The following is an 18,912-nucleotide window of genomic DNA, read 5'->3' as shown; positions in this document are numbered from 1 at the left end:
GATGGAAGCACTGGGTGCAGCCATGAGAAAGCTTGTTCAAATCTGTTTTGGCGTCGTTAAAAATCAAACGGAATATTGCGCACAAGCAGCTTGAACAAGTGCTTGTACGCGATATGGAGAGATGGTATCTACAATTGAGTCGGGGTTTTAATTGTGATTATCTACTTACTTCTCGAAAACGACTTCTCCCGCCGTCATCGTAAGTACCGGCAGAAGATGCGCAATATCATCTTCGGGCACCGTCAAGTAATCTTCATTCAACACAACCAAGTCAGCCAGCTTACCAACTTCAAGCGTACCTAAATCATCTTCCATAAAGATTAACTTGGCGTTGTAGTTTGTGTGCGCCAGTAAAGCCTCTTCACGCGATACTGTTTCGGTATCTCCCCAGCCAATGCCTTGAGCAATGTTTTTACCGGTAACTGCCCAACCTAAGGTGTGAAACGGATTGTACGAGGACACAATTGCACCGTCTGAACCAAGCCCCCACAACACACCCGAGCGGGAGATACTGCCAATCGGCGGTTTATCAACTGTTCTAAAACTCATGCGTGCTTGGGCGTGCACACCAATGGCTACACCTAAATCTTTGGCGCGGGCAATTTCGGCATCGGTCATGCCATTTGCGTGGGCAATGGTCCAGCGAAGTTCTTTTACTTGCGGAACTTCTTCAGCGATATCTTCAATGAGATCTAAAAACTGAACTGCGGTGGCGTTGCTCATTACATGTTCATGAACGGACCAGCCATTTTTAGCAGCAGCCCACGAAATATCGCTGAAGGGTGCCCAGGTGGCGTCTGGCCACATAGCCGTCACGTTAGGGCTATCTTGCACAGGGGAATATATGTGCTCACCCAGGCCAATCAAGCCGTAGTAGTCATTCTTGGTATTCGGTGACATACCTTCAATAAGGTTTACAGCAGCTGGCGCATCAGCTGCGTTATATCGCAGCGTATGGAACACTCGAAGCGGCATTGGCCCTTCGGCGGCCAGTTCGCCAATGGGGGTTAAGTCGCCATCCGATTCGCGGCCAGAATCGTACACCGCGGTTAATCCTAAGCGGTTCAGTTCAGCCATATAGTTCAAAATGGCTTCTCGGCTAGCTGCCTTGTTGCTCCAGCTCACGGCATTGGTAAAGGGCGTTAAGCCATTGCGGCCTGAAAGCTCGGCACTGCCGGTATTTTCTGTTCCCGTTTCGGCAAAGGCAGCACTGTTGGCATAGCCACTGGAATAGCTTTGCAGCAAGTACACTGGGTTTGTTTTAGATACCGAGTCCAACTCAGCCAGGGTAAAACTGCTGGAGTCATCCTGAAACTGACGTGGTGACCAGCCACCAATCACCGTAATCCAGTCACCCGGTTCAGCTTCGGCCGCTTTTGCTTTTAAGATTGCCAGTGCTTCAGCGCGGGTATCGACACCGTCTAGTCGAGCTTCGTTCTGGAAGTTCCAGGCACTGCGCACAAAGTGGAAATGGTTGTCGATTAAACCGGGAATTACGGTTTTACCGTCGAGCTCAATGATATGGGTCTCAGCGCCAATATAGGCGCTGACGTTACTGTTACTTCCTACCGCAACGATGCGCCCATCTTTAATGGCCAGGCTTTCGGCGATAGTGAAGCTATCGTCGGCCGTCAGAACTTTACCGCCTATCAATACGGTGTCTGCGCTGGGGGGTGCCGCCAGCGCGCTCATCGGCAATGCCATCGCAAGCAGCATTGAAAGTTTTATTCGGGTCATGATTACTCTCTCTTTTATCATTAAGACTCAAGCCAACGGATCATTACTATCGTCAGCACCGGTACGCGCAGTATTCACGATTGAGATTCTTGATTGGTTTATTTTTAGTAAAGAGCTAACTGGTACTTTAGGTGTATGGAGATGCTTTTAAGCAAGGTGGAAAGTCACCTGCTGACCCGGCCTTAGTCGCTCGCTCCGGGCATATTGCTGCACGCTTTTATACCCTAGCTAATAAACGTATATTCCAGAGTTAGTTCTTACTACACCTCTCAAGGAGAAAGTATGGAAATTCAGTTTGTCCCATTAGTTGCAGGTGGCATTTTTGCCGGGCTGGGGGTATTCATGGTTTATGATTACTACCGCTTTAACAAAAGCGCGATAAAAGCTCAGGGTGAAATTCTTCGCTATGATGAGTATCAAAGTAAAGACAGCGATAACCGAAAGCGGACAATGTACTGCCCTTACTTTGTGTTTGCTGTAGGTGGAAAGGCGTACGAGGTTAAATCGAATACCTCTTATAGCTCTAAGGCCATCCCTGTTGGCGAAAAAGTCGACGTTCTCTACCAGCCGGGAAATGAAGCGAAGGCCCGTTTGGCTAAAGGAAATGATTCCTGGTTGGGGATATTGTTTATTGGTCTCTCGCTACCTGCTTTTTACTATGGGCTGTTTTAGGTACAAAAAAGGCCAGCGCGAGGCTGGCCTGAAATTACGCGCTAATAAACGCGTCTCTCTGAAAGTCTATTAAGCCGCTTGGGTAACGCCTTTGTTGCCAATGTTTTTGGCAACCAGGTAGCAGGCTGCAGTTACCACAGAGCCAATAGCGATTGAGCCGGCGTACAGGAATACGTGTGAAATCGCATTCGGAATAAACAGTACAAAAATACCGCCGTGAGGAGCCAGCAGCTCAGCACCGATCACCATAGACAGCGCACCGGTAATGGCACCGCCGATCATGGTTGAAGGAATAACACGCAGCGGGTCTTTTGCTGCGAAGGGAATGGCGCCTTCGGAAATAAAGCACAGACCCAGAACAAACGAAGCACGCCCTGCTTCATGCTCTGAATCTGTGAAGTACTTACGACCGAAGAATGTAGCCAACCCCATACCAATAGCAGGTGTCATACCAGCCGCCATTACCGCTGCCATAGGGGCATAGGTTTGAGAAGCCAGCAGGCCAACGCCAAAGGTATAAGCCGCTTTATTAACAGGGCCACCGAGGTCGAAACACATCATTGCACCCAGGATGATACCCAGCACAACCGCGTTTGCAGAACCCATGCTCTGTAAGAAGTCGGTGAGGCCGTTCATGATGGCTGAAACCGGGCCGCCGACGATGTAAATCATAATCAGGCCGGTAACCAGCGTGGCAATGAACGGAACAATCAGAATAGGTTTTAAAGATTCCAGGGATTTAGGCAGCTTAATGGTATCGACCAGCCACTTGGCACCGTAACCGGCGATGAAACCGGCAACAATGCCGCCTAGGAAGCCCGCGCCAACGCTGGAGGCCAGCATGCCACCCACTAAACCGGGTGCCAGGCCGGGACGGTCGGCAATAGAAAAGGCAATGTAACCGGCCAGTACCGGAATCATCAATGCAAAGGCAGAACCGCCACCAATGGTCATCAGGGCAGCGGCCAGGGTGCCTTCTTCTTTAAAGGCTTCAATACCAAAAATAAAACTGAGGGCGATAATCAAACCACCCGCCACAACAACCGGCAGCATGAACGATACGCCGGTCATCAGGTGTTTGTAGGCACCGGTTTTCTCTTTCTTGAAGTCTGCTGCCGGTTGGTTGCCGGCGGAGCCTTGCTCAACAACGGCCTCGGTGGCTGCGGTTTCGATCACCTCAGCGGCCTTGCGCAAGGCGTTACCGGTGCTGGTGCGGTAAATGCGTTTACCGGCAAAGGCACTGGTATCCACTTCAATATCGACTGCCAGAATCACAAAGTCGGCAGCGGCTATTTCTTCGGCGGTGAGCTTTTCACCAGCACCAATGGAACCGCGGGTTTCCACCTTGATCTGGTGTCCTTTTTCAGTCGCCGCTATTTGCAGTGCTTCCGCTGCCATAAAGGTGTGGGCGACACCTGTGGGGCAAGCGGTAACTGCAATAATATTTAACGGTTGCATAATCATTACCTCATTAAATTGTTGTTTTTGTTGTTGACTAAAGTTAATCAGCGCTACAAAAGTTTGCTGAATTTTTTATTGTGCAAGGCGTTGCCCTGCACGGTTACAAGCAACGGTTCACAGAGACCCGGAAAGGTCTTCAACGCGAACCAGCTCCAGAATTTGTTGTAATCGCTCGGCGGATAAAATGCCGACGCCGACCTGTTCTACGGCATGCGCTGAAACAGCACAGGCCAGTTGCAGGCCCTCGGGTAGGGCGGTTTTATTCACCAGGCAATGGGTTAGCCCGGCCACCAGGCTGTCTCCTGCGCCAACGGTGCTGACAACATCCATCAGCGGTGGTACCGCCTTCACAATGCGGTTTTCCGTTAGCCAGTAGCAGCCCTTTTCACCATCAGAGATCACCACGTTTGCTATGCCATCGGCGATCAGCTTTTTACCTGCCGCCAGCAGCTGTTGCTGGTTGGTTACCGGCTGGCCGGTAAATACTTCCAGCTCGTGTACGTTGGGCTTAATCAGCGCTGGTTTGGCGGCAACCGCGGCCAGCAATGCTTCGCCACTGGTATCCACCACGACCGGAACATCGCAGTCTTTTAAAAGGTGAATGAGTTCGGCATAGGCATTCTGCTGTAAGCCCGGTGGCAGGCTGCCCGCCAGAACGACAGCACTGCACTGTTTAGCCAGTGGCACCAGGTTGTCTTTCAGCAGCTGCCAATAGCTTGCCGGAACATTCAGGCCCGGCAGATTGACATCCGTTACCCGGCCGCCCACTTCAGAGATTTTCACATTGATGCGGGTTGCGCCGGGGATAAACAGAAAGCGGTTATCCACAGCCTTTTGTTCGCAGAAATCCTGAAACTGAGCGTGGTTGTTTTCGCCTAAAAATCCGGTGGCTGTCACCGTGTGATCCAGGTCTTTCAGCACTGCCGCCACATTAATGCCTTTGCCGGCCGCGCGCAGCGAGCCCGCCTGAGCCTTGTTGACCTCACCTGCGTGCAGTGTGGACAGTGAAACGGTTAAATCCAGGGCGGGATTCAACGTAACGGTTAAAACGGGTTTGGTCATATTGGAGCCCCTGTACTTGATGTCGCAACGTTTATTGTATTTATAGAGTAGCTTGCTAAAACGATTTAGCAAGTATACTGAACCGATTCAGCAAACAGATCAACCGCCAGTTATTAACTTTTTGTAAAAAACACTGTTCAATCTGAATGAAAAGTGGTTTGAATCAGAAAAAAGGTTATAAATGCTAGAAATTTGTAGTGATTTGGCATTGCTAAATGCATTCAGCTCGGTTTTTTGTACAATAAGGGTCCGAGTAAACGGGGGTAGTTATGAACTTGGCAGATATCGCAAAGCTCGCTGGGGTTTCCAAGGCAACAGTCAGCAGTATTTTAAACGGTAAGGCCGAAAAATACCGCATCAGCCAGAAAACCCAGGATAAAGTCCTCAGGGTGGTGCAGGAGCACGACTATCAGCCCAACCATTCAGCCGCCTCACTGCGCAGTGGTAAAAGCTATGCCATTGGCCTGATCGTGCCCGATTTTGAAAACCGAAGTTACCTGCGCATTGCCAAGCGGCTGGAAGCGCTGGCCCGTAAAAAGGGCTTTCAGCTGATTATTGCCTCTTCCGATGACAACCCGGAAACCGAGGTCGAAAGTGCGCAAAAGCTGGTCTCTCGCGGTATTGATGCGCTGATGGTTTCTACCTGCTTAACCGATGCCAGTCCATATCAAAAGATTGTTAAGAACGGCACGCCGGTAATCGCGCTCGACCGTGCCCTACCGGAGGGCTTCTCCAATGTACTTTCCGATGACTATGAAGGCGGCCTGCAACTGACGCGGGCTCTTCCTTTGCAGCAACTGGGCTCGATTAGCCTGATTGGTGCTATCCCCGAGCTTTCGATCAGTAAAGAACGTGAGCGCGGGTTTCGTGATGCCGTTGCCGGCATCAATGGCCTGACCGCGCACATCTATTATGGCGATCACTTTGAGCCGGCCGGTGGCGTAGCATTGCTGCAGCAGGCGCGCGAAGAGCAGGGCGGTTTACCACCGGCGATCGTGACAACATCCTATGCGCTGCTGGAAGGCGTGATCAGTGAGCTGCAAAATGAATTCGGCCCCGGGCTGGGCGCCTCCGGCAATATTCATCTGGCTACCTTCGGCGACAGTCGCCTGCTGGATTTTTTGCCGATACCGGTGGTCTCGTTGCCCCAACAATACGAGCAAATTGCCGAAGCGGCCTGGTCGATCACAGAGCAAGCTATTGAAAATAATGATACGCCGCAGAACCGCATTATTACCCGAACGCTGAAGCGGCGATTTTAAGTGGGTCGTTTACTTCCAGAATTTTTCGTTTAGCTGCTTTTCAAATTCCCAATAAAAAAGCGCGACCAAACAGTCGCGCTTTTAAGTCTCTTCTAACTGAAAATCTTAATTAGAGTGCGTAACAGTCACGCTAGAGAACGTTGCTTCATAAACATCGCTGGAGTCTTCATCCGGCTCTTCCTGTGGGTAAAGACCGGCTTTAAAGTAGAAGGTTTCATCCGTCCAGGCATCGTCCAGTTCCTCACCAAACTTAATGGTTTCGGTGACGCCACCAGCGGTTAACTCAATGCCTTCATCGGTCATTTTGATGGTGTAGCTGAAGAAGTCTGAAGCGTCTACATAACCCAGGTAAACAGATTCTGAGCTCGATTCTTCCGGTGTTTCGTTATAGATCACACGAATCGGTTTGTCGTCACCTTCCCAGTGCAGCTTAATCGTTGCGTAGCTGATGTCGTGGCCATGAATCTGACCGATGACAACTTTGGTGGTGTCTTCGTTGTAGTCGTCCATACGCAGGGTGGCTTCGAGTGTGTGGTCACCACCGTATGCCCAGTTCGCTTCGCTGCTAGTTTCGCAAGGCGACCAATCGTACAGCTCACGCAGTTCAGAGCGAATGTAAGAGGTATTCGGTGTTTTGCCATCCAGGTTCATCGGCACTTTAAAGTGCAGGCCTTCGCTGTCTGACCAGAAGTAATCGTTTTCCAGATCTTCATTGAATACATCTTCAGAGCACTGTTCGCCGGATTCTTCATCCATCGGCAGAATTTCAGCGGCGCTGTCGGTGTTGCCATCGTCGTAGTAGGTATCACCGTTGACGGGCAGGGTAACTTTCCAGCCATCCCAGTCGAAGTCGCTGATGGTGCCGGTTGAATCGTCTGTGTCATCGGTACTGCCATCATCCGTATCATCGGTATTGCCATCGTCTACTTCATCGAGGTTTTCAGGGTCGACAACTGTGACGCTGAATGATTTTGAATCGTAATTGTCGTCACTGCTCAAATCGTAGTTGGCATCATAGCTTTCAAAGTCATCAAAGAAGACGCTGTCGCTGCCGGATGAAACATCGATGTTATCGATGAAGATCGGGTAATCTGCTGCGGCTTTGCCAGAGTTGGTTGAAAGCTTAATCGCAACATATTGAACATCTTCGCTGCTTTCAATCAGGTTGAAATAACCCAGCTCGGTACCATCGACTTCAACACTGTAGGTTGCACTGTCAAGATCCCATGCGACCGTAAAGTTGGTCCACGCATCTGCGCTGATGCTGGTCAGTGTGCTGCTGTCATAGCTGCTGTCATCGCGAAGACGCACGCCGATGTAGCTGTCGCCATAGTCGGAATAGCTGTCATCCAGTTTTAACTCGGCCATGCGGTAGGCGGTATCCGCGCCGCTTTCGCCATAGATGCCAATGTAGGCCGTTTCGGTTTCATCGGAAGACATTTTAACATCAACAGATAATGTACCTTCGGAATAGCCATTGCCCAGGTTCAGGCGCAGTTCTCCGGTATCAGAACTGCTGCTGTCGGTGATCAGTGCCGCGTAGCCATCGGGCGTTGTACTGCTGTCGGTTTCGCTGTCGCTGTCGTCGTCTTCATCATCTACAACGCTGTCGGTATCGATGTTAAACAGCTCCCAGTATTGGTCGGCATCGTCATCGTCTTCGTCAGTTAAGGTCAGATCCAGTTTATTGGTGTTTTCTTCACCGCCATAAATAGCGTGTTCATCATCATTACGCTTAATAAAGCGATAGATTTCAGTGCCACTGGTAACTTTGACCTTCTCCCAATGCTGGTCGTAGTTGTCTGCGTCACACTCTTCCAGGGTTATTTCCTGGCCATCTGAACCGTCTTCACCGCCATCTAAACACAGCGAGGTGCCGTATTTTTTGTAGGAGTAATAGCCGTCACCGCGGTCGTATTGAACCCACCATTGGTTTTCGTTATCCATTTCATCATCGGTTTCCCAAATGTAGGCGGTGTTTCCTTCGCGCTCTGAGCCTGAGCCTCCGTCCATGGCAAAGCTGGTGCCCTGCTTTTCGATAACAAAGGTCGCAGCATTGGCAGCAGAAATTGACAGCGCCAATGCAGATATAGTCAGTATCTTTTTCACATTTAACCTCTTGGTCTTTATGGATTGAACGACCCGTTCTGTTCACATCAAAAGATTGAATGAGCCGAGAGATAATCGTAATTTTATTTTTATGCGCGGCTTACGTTAGAGGCTTTTTGTCATACAAAACATGGGTTTGGTTTTAGAGTGTGCATCGGATCGAAAAAGCAGACGGCGCGCGTTCGGCATTGTGCAAGAGTTCAAAGCGCGACTGAGAGCAAGCTCTAAAGTGTGGCATTGGGCTGCAGCCGATCCGCCTGCTTAGTTTTTATAAAAATGCCATACGGTGGAGCCATTTAATTGCTTCCGCGATAGCCATGCATTTCAACAGTGCAAGCCGGTGGCCGAGGCTAAAACGCAGGCGTCAGCAATCGCCGAATCAGCGACAGCAAAGTACGCTGTTTACGGGTGGCGAGCCGTATTCTTCAGGCGGCTGCGATACCTGTATTTTTGACCCGTTTTACTGGCATGCTCCATGCTTTCGGCAAGCCAACTTTCTCGACTCATAAAAACGGTATATCCATGAATAAAGCAGCCATTATTGAATGCCTGAGCCAGGTGGAAATTCTGCACGGTGTTTCGCCACAGCAACTCGCCCTGTTTGCAGAATGCGCACAGCCCAAAACCTTTTCTAAAGGCGATACGCTGTTTCAAAGCGACGACAGCGCTGATGCCCTCTATGTCATTGTGGACGGCAGTATTCAGCTTTACGACATCAAGGAAGGCATTGAGCAAAGCCTGACGGTGTTTTCCAGGCACGAGTTCATTGGTGAAACGGTCTTGATCGCACCGGAGCACATCCATGGCGTGAATGCGCGCATGCTGGCCAATACCACGCTGCTACAATTCAGTCGCGAGGCATTGCAGTCGTTGCTGGAAGCGCATGGCGATTTGGCGCTTCAGGTGTGCTCGACCATTTCGCAGATCGTGATTCGCCGAATGGAACACGCCAACAGCCGTTATGAAAACATTGCCACCCTTTACCGCAACAATAGCTACCGCACCGAGCACGACTTGCTTGGTGAAAAGCAGATTCCCGATACTGCCTACTACGGCGTGCAAACCCTGCGCGCGCTGGAAAACTTTAACATCAGCGGTATTACCCTGAACTTTTATCCCAGCTTTATTCGCGGCTTGGCCAGGGTGAAAAAGGCAGCGGCACTGGCCAACCATGAGCTCGGCCACATCCCGGATGAAATGATCGGAGCCATTTGTCAGGCCTGCGATGAAATTGTGATGGGCATGCTGCACAACCACTTTATTGTCGACATGATTCAGGGCGGTGCGGGTACTTCCACCAACATGAATGCCAACGAGGTGATCGCCAACCGCACACTGGAAATCCTCGGTTATCAGCGCGGTGAGTACCAGCATTGCAGCCCCAACAATCACATTAACTGTTCGCAATCGACCAACGATGCCTACCCAACCGCCATTAAGGTTGCGCTGTTGGAGGCCAACGAAGAGCTGATGCGCGAAGTTGAAAAGCTGATCGGGTTTATTGAATTAAAGTCGAATGAGTTCCGCGACATTCTGAAAATGGGCCGAACCCAATTGCAGGATGCCGTGCCGATGACCCTGGGGCAGAGTTTTCAGGCCTACGCTTCCAGCCTGCGCAATGAAATTGAACGGCTGAAAACCTGCAGCGGCGATTTTCTGACCGTGAACATGGGCGGTACAGCCATTGGCACCGGGCTGAACGCTGCGCCGGCCTACCGGGAAAAGATTGTGCCTTACCTGCGCGAGGTAACCGGCTACAAGGTGCGCCTGGCCGACGACCTGATTGAGGCCACGCACGATACCGGCGCGCTGGTGATGTACTCCTCTGCGCTGAAGCAACTGGCGGTGAAGCTTTCTAAAATCTGTAACGATTTGCGCCTGCTGTCTTCCGGCCCGCGTGCCGGCTTAAACGAGATTAATCTGCCGCCGATGCAGCCCGGCTCGTCCATTATGCCAGGCAAGGTGAACCCGGTGATTCCTGAGGTGGTGAATCAGATCGCTTATAAGGTGATCGGTAACGACCAGACCATCACCATGGCCGCCGAAGCCGGTCAGCTGGAATTGAACGTGATGGAACCGGTGATGGTGGAAAGCCTGTTTGAATCGATCGAAATTCTCAAGAGCGGTATGAACACCCTGAGCAGCCGGTGCATCAGCGGTATTACCGCCAATGCTCAGGTGTGCCTGGACAACGTGAAGAATTCGATTGGTGTCATTACCGCACTGAACCCTTATCTCGGCTACGAGGTTTGCACCCGGCTGGCGAAGGAAGCACTGCAGAACGATTGCAGTGTTTACGATTTGGTACTGCAGCAGGGGCTGCTTTCTAAACAGCAGCTGGAAGAGGTGATGGCACCGGAAAACATGGTCGGCTGAGTCGTTTTACCCGCCGTCATTCACCCGTGCTGTAATGCTGAGCGCGTTGATGCTGTTGCTCGTCGCAGAGCGTCACACTCAGCGTCTGTTGTGCCAACTCGCCCTCGCTGAGGCGCGGATTGGCATAAAGCCGGATGCCGTTCTCGGTACTCTGGTGGCGGATATGTAAGTGGCCATTCACACACAGCAGCGGCTTGTTTTTCAGGCTGTGGATAAAGTGGCGGCCATCCGAGGTGTAGGCGGCATCCAGTTCATTAAAGCTGTGCTCATTGCGGTGGTTCAGTGGCAGAATTTCCTTAAAGGCACCGTGGTGCGTCATCAGGATGTAGCGGCCCTGATAGCCTTCGGCAAACTCTGCCAGTTTTTGTTTGGCCCGGCGGTGCCAGGCTACGGTGTCTTCCGGTGTAATGCTGCGCTCGCCGTCATCGCTTTCTGTTTTTATCTTTTTAAAGTCATCCCACGACTCGCGCAGCGTTTGGCTGACCTGTTCAGGGTTGTGGGTCAGCTTCAGGTCGGTCCAGTAGTCGCTGCCGTAGACGGCGAGGCCCGGCGCAATCTCCGCGTACGAATCCATCAGCACCGTTACCCGACTGTGCGAGAAGGCTTTCTCCAGGGCGGTGACGGCGCCATGGCGGGTAAAGCCGTGCAGGTCGTGGTTCCCCGGTATCAGAAAGGTGGGCTGGTTGCGGGTGTTTTCCACCACCCAGTTGCACAGCTGCGGGTCAACGCCATCCATGGTATCTCCGGCGATCAGGTAGGCATCGGCCGCCGGAAGTGTGAGTGCGTCCAGTTGATGCGGGCTGAGCAGGTTGAGATGCAGGTCGGAGCAAACGAAGAGTGTGAGTTGTGGTGTTGTGGAGGATGCGGGCATTTTGAATCCGGGTTAAGAACAAACAGGCTGCAGGGTAACGCGGCTAAAAGGCGCTGTTGTGACAGCCCGTTAATTCTTGTGTATCCGGTTTTATTCAGTTTTATCCAGCTCAGGCACAGAATAAGCCTGAGCCGATGTCGGCTTAAGTGCCCAGCAAACGCAGCACGTTGCCCTGATTTTCATTGGCCATGGCCTGAACGGCCAGCGCGGCCTGTTCTTTCACCTGCTCGGAGGCCAGTGCGCTGATGGTTTCGGCGTAGTCGGTATCCTGAATTTGCGAGGTGGTGGCGGTGCTGCTGAGGACCGATTGCTCCAGCCCGCTGACGACCGATTCAAACCGGTTTTGCACCGCGCCAAATTCGGCGGCGGCTGAGCTTACAGAGTCGAGCACACTGTCGCTCATTTCCAGTGCGGCACTGGCACCTTCTGCGCTGCTCAGGTCGATACTGCCAAAGCCCATATCTGCAATTTGCGTGGTTAGGTCGTTCGCTTCAACGGTTAGGGTATCGCCGGCCTCGGGGCCAATCTGAAACACCTGATCATCGCTGCTGTTGAATAGTGAAACACCGTTAAAGTTGGCGGATTCGAGCACCGAGTTGGTCTGTTCAACCAGCATCTGCGCTTCAGAGTTTATAGCTTCACGGTCGGTTGCAGAATAGCTGCTGTTTGCCGCTTGCACAGAAAGCTCGCGAATGCGCTGAACGTTATCGGTCACGGTTTCAAGTGCGCCGGCAGCGGTCTGGGTTAAAGCGATGCCATCGGACGCGTTGGCGATGGCCTGCATCTGGCCCTGAGTTTCGCTGCTCATTTGGGTGCTGATGGCCAGCCCTGCTGCATCATCGGCAGCGCTGTTGATCCGCTTGCCGGAGCTGAGTTGCTCAAACAGTGAATCGATACGCTCTGAACTGCTGTTCAAAGAGCTTGTAGAAGCTGAGACGCCGTTAATGTTCATAGCCGGGCTCCAATTTATGCGGGCAAACATACAAAGTCAGGCCGTTATTTTAGCGGGTTTTGCCGCGTCTTTTGTTTCCTTTTGTAGGCGGCAGGCAAGCTCAGCTATCCGGTAAGTTCAGTTTTACAGGCAGGGTGATTTTAAATTTCACGCCGTGGCCGAATTCACTCTCACAGCTGATTTTGCCCTGCAGCTTTTGGGTCACAAGCTTGTACACAATGTTCATGCCCAGGCCGCTGCCGCCATCTTCCCGGCGGGTGGTGAAGAACGGTTCAAACACGTGCTGCAGTACCGATTCGTTCATGCCGACACCGTTATCCTGATAGACCAGTGAGATACTGTCAGCGGAGCGGTGCTTTTCCACGTGGATTTTAATTTCCGGCTTGGCAATACCTTCAAAAGCATGGGTGATGGAATTGATGAACAGGTTGGTGATGATCTGCGCGATGTTACCCGGGTAGGTGATCAGCTCAATCTGTTCGCTGGATTCAACCTCGACCGAAATGTTGGTGCGTTTAAATTTGGGGTGCAGACTGTTGATAACTTCGTGAATGTAGCTGGTCAGTTCAATCGGGCGCAGTACATCAGAGGCCTGGTCTACAGCCACCTGTTTAAAGCTACTGATCAACTCGGAAGCGCGCTTCAGATTTTTAATCAGCATGAGCACGCCTTCATCGGCTTTATCAAAAAAGCTTTCCAGATTGCTGCGTGCCATTTCGCCATTCTGGTACAGGTTGCGCAGTGATTTAAGTTCATCGCCGATCATAGAACCGGCCGTTACTGCGATGCCAATAGGGGTATTTACCTCGTGCGAAAAGCCGCTGACCAGGCTGCCGAGTGAGGCCATTTTCTCCGATTCTGCCAGCTCGGTTTGCGTTCTGTTCAGGCGCTCCAGTGTCGATGACAGTACCTTGTTGTTGCTTTCCAGCTGCTCGGTGCGTTCAGCCACTCTGCGTTCGAGTGTTTCGTTCAGCTCGCGCAGCTTGTTCTTTGCTTCTTCCAGGCGTCTCTGGTTGTGGATTGCCTCGGTCACTTCGTGGCCTTCTACCAGAAGCATTTCAACTTGCCCGCTGGCGTCAAAGATCGGCTTAATGCTGAATTCTACAAAGATAATGTCGCCCTGCGGCGTTGGGTTGTTGGTAAGAAATTGGGTGGTTTCACCCTTCAGCGCCTGAGCGATGCCATTGATCACCTTATCGCGTTCGTAGGCATCATGTGACCAGAACGGCGCATCCGGGAAATACTTACCGGCGGTGCCTTCCTCGGTGAGGTTAAAGCGCTTCATGACGGTATCGTTGCCGGCTATCATGTTGCCCATTGGGGTGAGCAGGCCCATCAGGTGCGAGGTTTGGTTGTAAAGCATCTTAAAGCGCTGTTCGCTGGCTTCCAACGCACGCTGCTGCAGCTTAAGGTCGGTAATATCCTCGTAGGTGCCGAGAATGCCGTAGACATGACCGCTATCGTCTTTTAACGGAATTTTACTGGTTCTCAGCCAGCCGGTAATGCCATCGGCCCGGGTCTGAGATTCTTCGATGTTCAGGTCCGGCTCGCCGCTCTCCATGACCCGTTTGTCATCATGACGGAACAGTTCGGCCTGATGCTCCGTCCACGGCAGATCAAAATCCGTTTTGCCGACGATGTCGTCGAAGCTCTGAATGCCAGCATCATACAGGAAGGTGGCATTGGCACCCTGGTAGACGCTGTTGGTATCTTTCCAGAAGGCCCGAATGGGGATGTTGTCGAGAATAGCTCTGAGCTGAGCTGAAAGCCCGCTCTCAAAGGACTCCTGCTTGAGGGCGGCAATTTCATCTTTGAGCTGCTTAATCTGCTTAAGCCATGGCTCTTCAGGAGTAGGGGCGTTGTCAGGCATACTTCTACTGCATCTCAACGGATCTTATTATTCATTTAAGAGTAGTTGCAGATGACGGGATTGCCCGCCAAAAGCCCGCCTGTGCGGCGTGTTTATATGTAATAAGATGTTACTCATCCAAGCTTCAGATTGGGAAAATAAGGTTAATTGCTTTACTCTTTGTTGTAAATCAGGTGCTGCAAAGAGAGTGCGCTAGTGAAAGACTATACCGATAATTGCCCGGCCTTTTTAACCAATGTAGCAGGCAACCACTTGCATGAAGGGCTGACCAAGCTGCTGGCAGAGAGTGGCCTGAACCTTTCCAAGCATCAGCTGCGAATCCTGTTTTATGTTTATGAAGAGGATGGCATAGAGCAAAAGCAGCTGCGGGAATTCATTAAGCTCAGCAAAATCTCTCTGGTCAAGATTATCAACGACCTGGAAGAGGCCAATATCGTTGTGCGTGTGCCCAGTGAAAACGACATGCGCAACAACCGTATCTTCTTAACATCGCTGGGTAAAAAGTTAAAAACGCCATTGCTGGCACTGGTTGATGAACACCGCGGTGTGGCATTCCGGGGCTTCAGTAGCGAGGAAATAGACAGCTACCGCTCTATGCTGAAGCGCATGATCCACAACCTGGCCGGTCAATAATTTCAGAATAATAGTTATCCTGCTTATACTAATTTGTTCCGATAAGCGCTCTGCAACGCGATCTGGATCATTAATTTAGCCGATCCTGAACGATTCCATAGAATATTAGTATAACCACTTATACTATTTCCCTGTTCAAAGAGCAGGCGCTTATCCGGGCCCGGTGGCTTTAAACTTGCCAATGCCTGTGCCGCACATCGCTTCTTTGTCCGCTTATGAATGCTTCCAATAACAACAACCCGCCAGCGGGAAAAGCTTTCTGCATTAAGGGGATTAAATGTCTGATCAAAATTCAAACGGGCTTGATCGAAGAGCCTTCGTAAAATCGGCCGCATTCGGCGCTGCTGCGCTTTCGGTGGGGGCAACCGGTGTTCTAGGCACGGCTGCCAAAGCACAGGCCGCAGGCCCGGCCGGCTACCAGCACACACAAAACTTCAGCGTGGTAACCATAGGGACCGGTAACCCAATTCCGGATAAAAACCGCGCCTCTGCCTGCACCATGATCCAGTTTAATGGCCATTACTACCTGCTCGATACCGGCAATGGCAGTAACGATGTGCTGGCCGAAAATGGCTTTGCCTACCGCAATATCAATGCAATCTTCTATACCCATCTGCACGCCGACCACATGACCGATTTTGTCGACCTGATGATTAACCGCTGGATGACCGGCGGTAAAGAAATGCAGATTATCGGCCCGCCAAGAAGCGGCGCTTACTACAACTTCATGATCGATTTCTTTGCCGACGATCTCACCTACCGACAGTACCGCGGCTATGCGCGTGGCGTCAGTGAGGTGGGTATGTTCAAGGGCATTGATGTGCGCGAACTGACCGGCAGCAACCGGTTTGAACTTGATGGTATGCGCATCCGCACAGAGCCACTGACCCACACCATGTACAACCTGGGCTATCGCTTTGAGGCGAATGGCAAATCGATTGTCGTTTCCGGCGACACCTCTTACGACCCGACACTTATCGAGCTGGCTAAAGACGCCGACGTACTGGTGATCGACGCAAACATTGTTGCCGCCGCCGCGAAGAAAGGCACAGAAGAGCAGGCCTTTACCGATGACTCCATCAAGAAGCCGAAACCGAAGTATGAATTTGCCGGCAACTTCGATGTCGCCCCGCATATGGGTATTGATGAGGTGGCAAAAACCGCAACGGCCGCCAATGTGAAAACGGTTGTACTGACGCACCTGCCGCCAGCGCCGTTCAACATGGCGGCGATCAAACCTTACTTTGAGCAGGCCGGCTTTAAAGGGCGAGTTATTGAAGGCCGTGATGGCCTGGAAATTAACCCCTAAGTCACTTTAACAGCGGTACCGAAACGAAATAAAAATAACAAAGGTGTTTACCATGACTGATAAAAAGCCGGGCTACGAAGCCTCGCGCAGAGATTTTTTAACCACCGCCGGCAAGGTTGCCGGTGCAGTATCGTTGGCAGCGACAGCCGGCTCCACGGCATTTGCAGCCTCACAAACGAAACCTGCCGGTGAGCCGCCGGCCGCCAACGCGTTACCCGAAGGCTTTCAGGTGATTACCATCGGCATTGCCGGGCCGCCGATGGACCTGCCAAACCGCAACCGAACCTGGCCGGCAACCGTGGTGCAGTTCCGCGATAAGTATTTTCTGGTGGATTGCGGCGGCGGTGCCACTCATGGCTTGCTGAAGGCCGGCATTGAGCCTTCAAAGGTGAAAAACCTGCTGTTTACCCATCACCACGCTGACCATAACTCCGATTTCTTCACCTTTGTTATCGGCGGCTGGAATGGCCCGGGCGGTCGGCGCGAGCTGAACATTGCCGGCCCGCGCCAAACCCAGCAGCTGTATGACATGATGATGACCTTCTACAAAGAAGACCTCGATTACCGCATGCACTATGGCTTCCCCGCAGAAGGGCTGGCGAAAAATGTCACCATTACTGAGATGGCCAAACCCGAAGCCTTTGTGATGGATGGCGTTCAGGTGAAAGCGGCTGAAGGTATTCACACCATCACCAATTACGCTTACCGTTTTGAAGCCGAAGGTCAGGCGGTTGTGGTCACTGGCGATACCGCCTACTCCGAAGACATCGTCGAGCTTTCCAAGGGAGCCGACATTCTGGTCATCGATGCCCACATGGCTGAGGGCGCGTTTGCCAGTAACGTGTTGAGTAACCCGGAGCAGCGCGACAACATGCGTAAGGCGCATATGTCGAATGAAGACATCGCGCAGACGGCTTCAAAGGCCAAGGTTAAGAAAGTGGTACTGACGCATCTGCCGCCACTGCAGGTCGATGAAGCGGCGACCAAACAGGCACTGCGTAATGCCGGCTATGAAGGCGAGATCATCATTGCTGAAACCGGCGGTCGTTACCTGGCCTGAGCGGTGTTTTGCAAACCACATCAGGGCCCTGCGCACAGCGCAGGGCTCTTTTAATTCCTCCTTTCCGTGGCACTTCCGGTGCCCTTACTTTATATAAAAATTCATTATTTTTAGCCTGAAATTTATAAAAAATATTTCAAAAACGGCTATTGAAAAGCGCTTAAAGAATCCTATTTTTACGACTGCAGGGGTGTCTCACGAGAGCTTCTGCCACTGATGTGTTTTTATTTATGTTGCTCATTTGGAGGATATATTATGAACGCAATTGACCTCTCCCCTTTATACCGAAGCACCATCGGTTTTGATCGTTTCGCTAACCTGCTGGACAGCGCCTTTGCCGGAGATGCCGGCCATAGCGCCTATCCGCCTTACGATATAGAACTGCTGGAAGTAAACCGCTACGCCATTACTCTGGCGGTTGCCGGTTTTGAAGAATCCGAGCTCGATATCACCCTGGAAAAGGGTGTGCTGGCTGTCGCAGGTAAAAAAGCGGACGAGAAAAAACGCAAGTACTTACATCATGGTATTGCCCACCGGGCCTTTGAGCGTAAGTTTAACCTTGCAGACTTTGTTGAAGTAACCGGCGCTTCCTTAAAGAACGGTTTACTGGTGATTGAACTGAAGAAAAACGTTCCGGAAGAACTGAAGCCACGCAAGATTGAAATTGGTTCGGATACGAACGTTATCGAGCACAGTTCAGAGCACGCGGCTTAACCCTAAGGCCTGTTACTTTTAACAGTAAAGGGGTGCCAGCGGCACCCCGGGAGGTTTGTTATGAAACTTGAAAAATTGAACCCATGGAACTGGTTTAAACACGAAGATGAAGCCGGCTCTGCAGCGGCACCTGTGCCCGTGAAAAAGGGTGAGACACTGCCGGTCGCAGGCGGTCATCCGCTCGATTCATTTGTGCAGTTGCACCGCGATATGGACCGACTGTTTGATGAGGCTTTCCGCTCCTTTGGTCTGTCCGGCCCCGGCCGCTTCAGTCATGAAGCCTTTATGCCCGCACTGGATATTAACCAGGGCTTTAAACCGTCTACGGATGTTTCCGGTGATGAAAAACAGTACGAAATTTCTGTCGACTTGCCGGGTATGAAAGAAGGTGATGTTTCCATTGAACTGAAAGACCGCATCTTAACCATTAAAGGTGAAACCGAAACCAAAACGGATAGCGACGATAAAAAATACTATCGGGTAGAGCGCTACTACGGTTCGTTTCAGCGCACACTGGCACTGCCGGAAGATGCCGCTGCCGATGACATTCATGCAACCATGAAAGACGGCCTGTTAAAAATTACCGTGCCCAGGGTTACCATGAACGAATCCGACGTGAAGCGCATTTCTATCGCATCCTAGCCCGAAAGTTTCACCATAGATCGTAAGCTGTGGGAAATGAGCCTAAACAGTTTTTTCGATTGTCCGCCAAGCCCTGGCTATTCCAAGGGCCGAATTCATAAACTAAGTGCGACACACATTCAAAAAATGGAGGTGACCTGCAATACTCCGTCTTTTTCGCTCCCGGCAAGAAGTGAATTAGA

15 protein-coding genes are annotated in these 18,912 nt (G+C 51.5%); 8 read left to right on the top strand and 7 right to left on the bottom strand.

Translation table 11 applies throughout. From position 1 onward, the window contains the following. Window positions 1–165: 165 nt before the first annotated feature. Window positions 166–1,737 carry an amidohydrolase gene (locus BCF53_RS18515; protein ID WP_165901996.1) on the bottom strand — a complete coding sequence of 524 codons (1,572 nt, stop codon included), beginning with the start codon at window positions 1,735–1,737 and terminating at the stop codon, window positions 166–168. Between the two features lie 282 nt (window positions 1,738–2,019). Between BCF53_RS18515 and BCF53_RS18510 the strand changes: the two genes are divergently transcribed. Beyond that, entirely contained in the window at window positions 2,020–2,409 is a 390-nt protein-coding gene (locus BCF53_RS18510) for a DUF3592 domain-containing protein (RefSeq protein ID WP_207902789.1), read from the top strand. A 69-nt stretch (window positions 2,410–2,478) separates the two neighbouring features. Here BCF53_RS18510 and BCF53_RS18505 read toward each other — a convergent pair whose 3' ends face one another. Together BCF53_RS18505 and pfkB are read right to left on the bottom strand one after the other, a co-directional pair. Next, a complete protein-coding gene (locus BCF53_RS18505) occupies window positions 2,479–3,867 on the bottom strand; it encodes a fructose-specific PTS transporter subunit EIIC (RefSeq protein WP_243645870.1) in 1,389 nt (462 codons plus the stop codon). A 117-nt stretch (window positions 3,868–3,984) separates the two neighbouring features. Beyond that, window positions 3,985–4,932 carry a 1-phosphofructokinase gene (pfkB, locus tag BCF53_RS18500; RefSeq protein ID WP_132704157.1) on the bottom strand — a complete coding sequence of 316 codons (948 nt, stop codon included), beginning with the start codon at window positions 4,930–4,932 and terminating at the stop codon, window positions 3,985–3,987. Window positions 4,933–5,201: 269 nt separating this feature from the next. Between pfkB and BCF53_RS18495 the strand changes: the two genes are divergently transcribed. Further along, window positions 5,202–6,194, top strand: a complete 993-nt coding sequence (locus tag BCF53_RS18495) for a LacI family DNA-binding transcriptional regulator (protein WP_132704155.1) — start codon at window positions 5,202–5,204, stop codon at window positions 6,192–6,194. A 105-nt stretch (window positions 6,195–6,299) separates the two neighbouring features. Here BCF53_RS18495 and BCF53_RS18490 read toward each other — a convergent pair whose 3' ends face one another. Next, on the bottom strand, window positions 6,300–8,303 hold the full coding sequence (locus BCF53_RS18490) for a polysaccharide lyase family 7 protein (RefSeq protein ID WP_132704153.1): 2,004 nt from the start codon (window positions 8,301–8,303) through the stop codon (window positions 6,300–6,302). 522 nt (window positions 8,304–8,825) lie between these two features. Here BCF53_RS18490 and aspA point away from each other — a divergent pair. Continuing rightward, window positions 8,826–10,679: an aspartate ammonia-lyase gene (gene aspA / locus BCF53_RS18485; RefSeq protein WP_132704151.1), complete on the top strand. Its 1,854-nt coding sequence runs from the start codon at window positions 8,826–8,828 to the stop codon at window positions 10,677–10,679. Window positions 10,680–10,695: 16 nt separating this feature from the next. On the opposite strand, the gene BCF53_RS18480 is transcribed toward aspA, so the two are convergent. The 3 genes from BCF53_RS18480 to BCF53_RS18470 all read right to left on the bottom strand — a co-directional run bounded on the left by BCF53_RS18480 (window position 10,696) and on the right by BCF53_RS18470 (window position 14,372). Further along, the gene (locus BCF53_RS18480; RefSeq protein ID WP_132704149.1) at window positions 10,696–11,550 is read right to left on the bottom strand and encodes a metallophosphoesterase; all 855 of its coding nucleotides are present in this window, start codon (window positions 11,548–11,550) and stop codon (window positions 10,696–10,698) included. A gap of 142 nt (window positions 11,551–11,692) precedes the next feature. Beyond that, entirely contained in the window at window positions 11,693–12,502 is an 810-nt protein-coding gene (locus tag BCF53_RS18475; protein WP_165901995.1) for a flagellin, read from the bottom strand. A gap of 100 nt (window positions 12,503–12,602) precedes the next feature. Next, the gene (locus BCF53_RS18470; RefSeq protein WP_132704145.1) at window positions 12,603–14,372 is read right to left on the bottom strand and encodes a PAS domain-containing sensor histidine kinase; all 1,770 of its coding nucleotides are present in this window, start codon (window positions 14,370–14,372) and stop codon (window positions 12,603–12,605) included. A gap of 195 nt (window positions 14,373–14,567) precedes the next feature. Between BCF53_RS18470 and BCF53_RS18465 the strand changes: the two genes are divergently transcribed. From BCF53_RS18465 to BCF53_RS18445, 5 genes are all read left to right on the top strand, one after another. Continuing rightward, window positions 14,568–15,005, top strand: a complete 438-nt coding sequence (locus BCF53_RS18465; RefSeq protein ID WP_165901994.1) for a MarR family winged helix-turn-helix transcriptional regulator — start codon at window positions 14,568–14,570, stop codon at window positions 15,003–15,005. 277 nt (window positions 15,006–15,282) lie between these two features. Next, on the top strand, window positions 15,283–16,314 hold the full coding sequence (locus BCF53_RS18460) for an MBL fold metallo-hydrolase (RefSeq protein ID WP_132704141.1): 1,032 nt from the start codon (window positions 15,283–15,285) through the stop codon (window positions 16,312–16,314). A gap of 52 nt (window positions 16,315–16,366) precedes the next feature. Next, complete coding sequence (locus tag BCF53_RS18455) at window positions 16,367–17,374, top strand: MBL fold metallo-hydrolase (RefSeq protein WP_132704139.1); 1,008 nt, start codon at window positions 16,367–16,369, stop codon at window positions 17,372–17,374. A gap of 255 nt (window positions 17,375–17,629) precedes the next feature. After that, window positions 17,630–18,088, top strand: a complete 459-nt coding sequence (locus BCF53_RS18450) for an Hsp20 family protein (protein WP_132704137.1) — start codon at window positions 17,630–17,632, stop codon at window positions 18,086–18,088. 60 nt (window positions 18,089–18,148) lie between these two features. Continuing rightward, window positions 18,149–18,730, top strand: coding sequence for an Hsp20/alpha crystallin family protein (locus BCF53_RS18445; protein WP_132704135.1), 582 nt, complete (start codon window positions 18,149–18,151; stop codon window positions 18,728–18,730). Window positions 18,731–18,912: the final 182 nt, after the last annotated feature.

It is taken from the genome of Reinekea marinisedimentorum (genome assembly GCF_004341165.1).
In the GTDB taxonomy this organism is placed as follows: domain Bacteria; phylum Pseudomonadota; class Gammaproteobacteria; order Pseudomonadales; family Natronospirillaceae; genus Reinekea; species Reinekea marinisedimentorum.
This window is presented reverse-complemented; position numbering and strand designations above follow the sequence as displayed.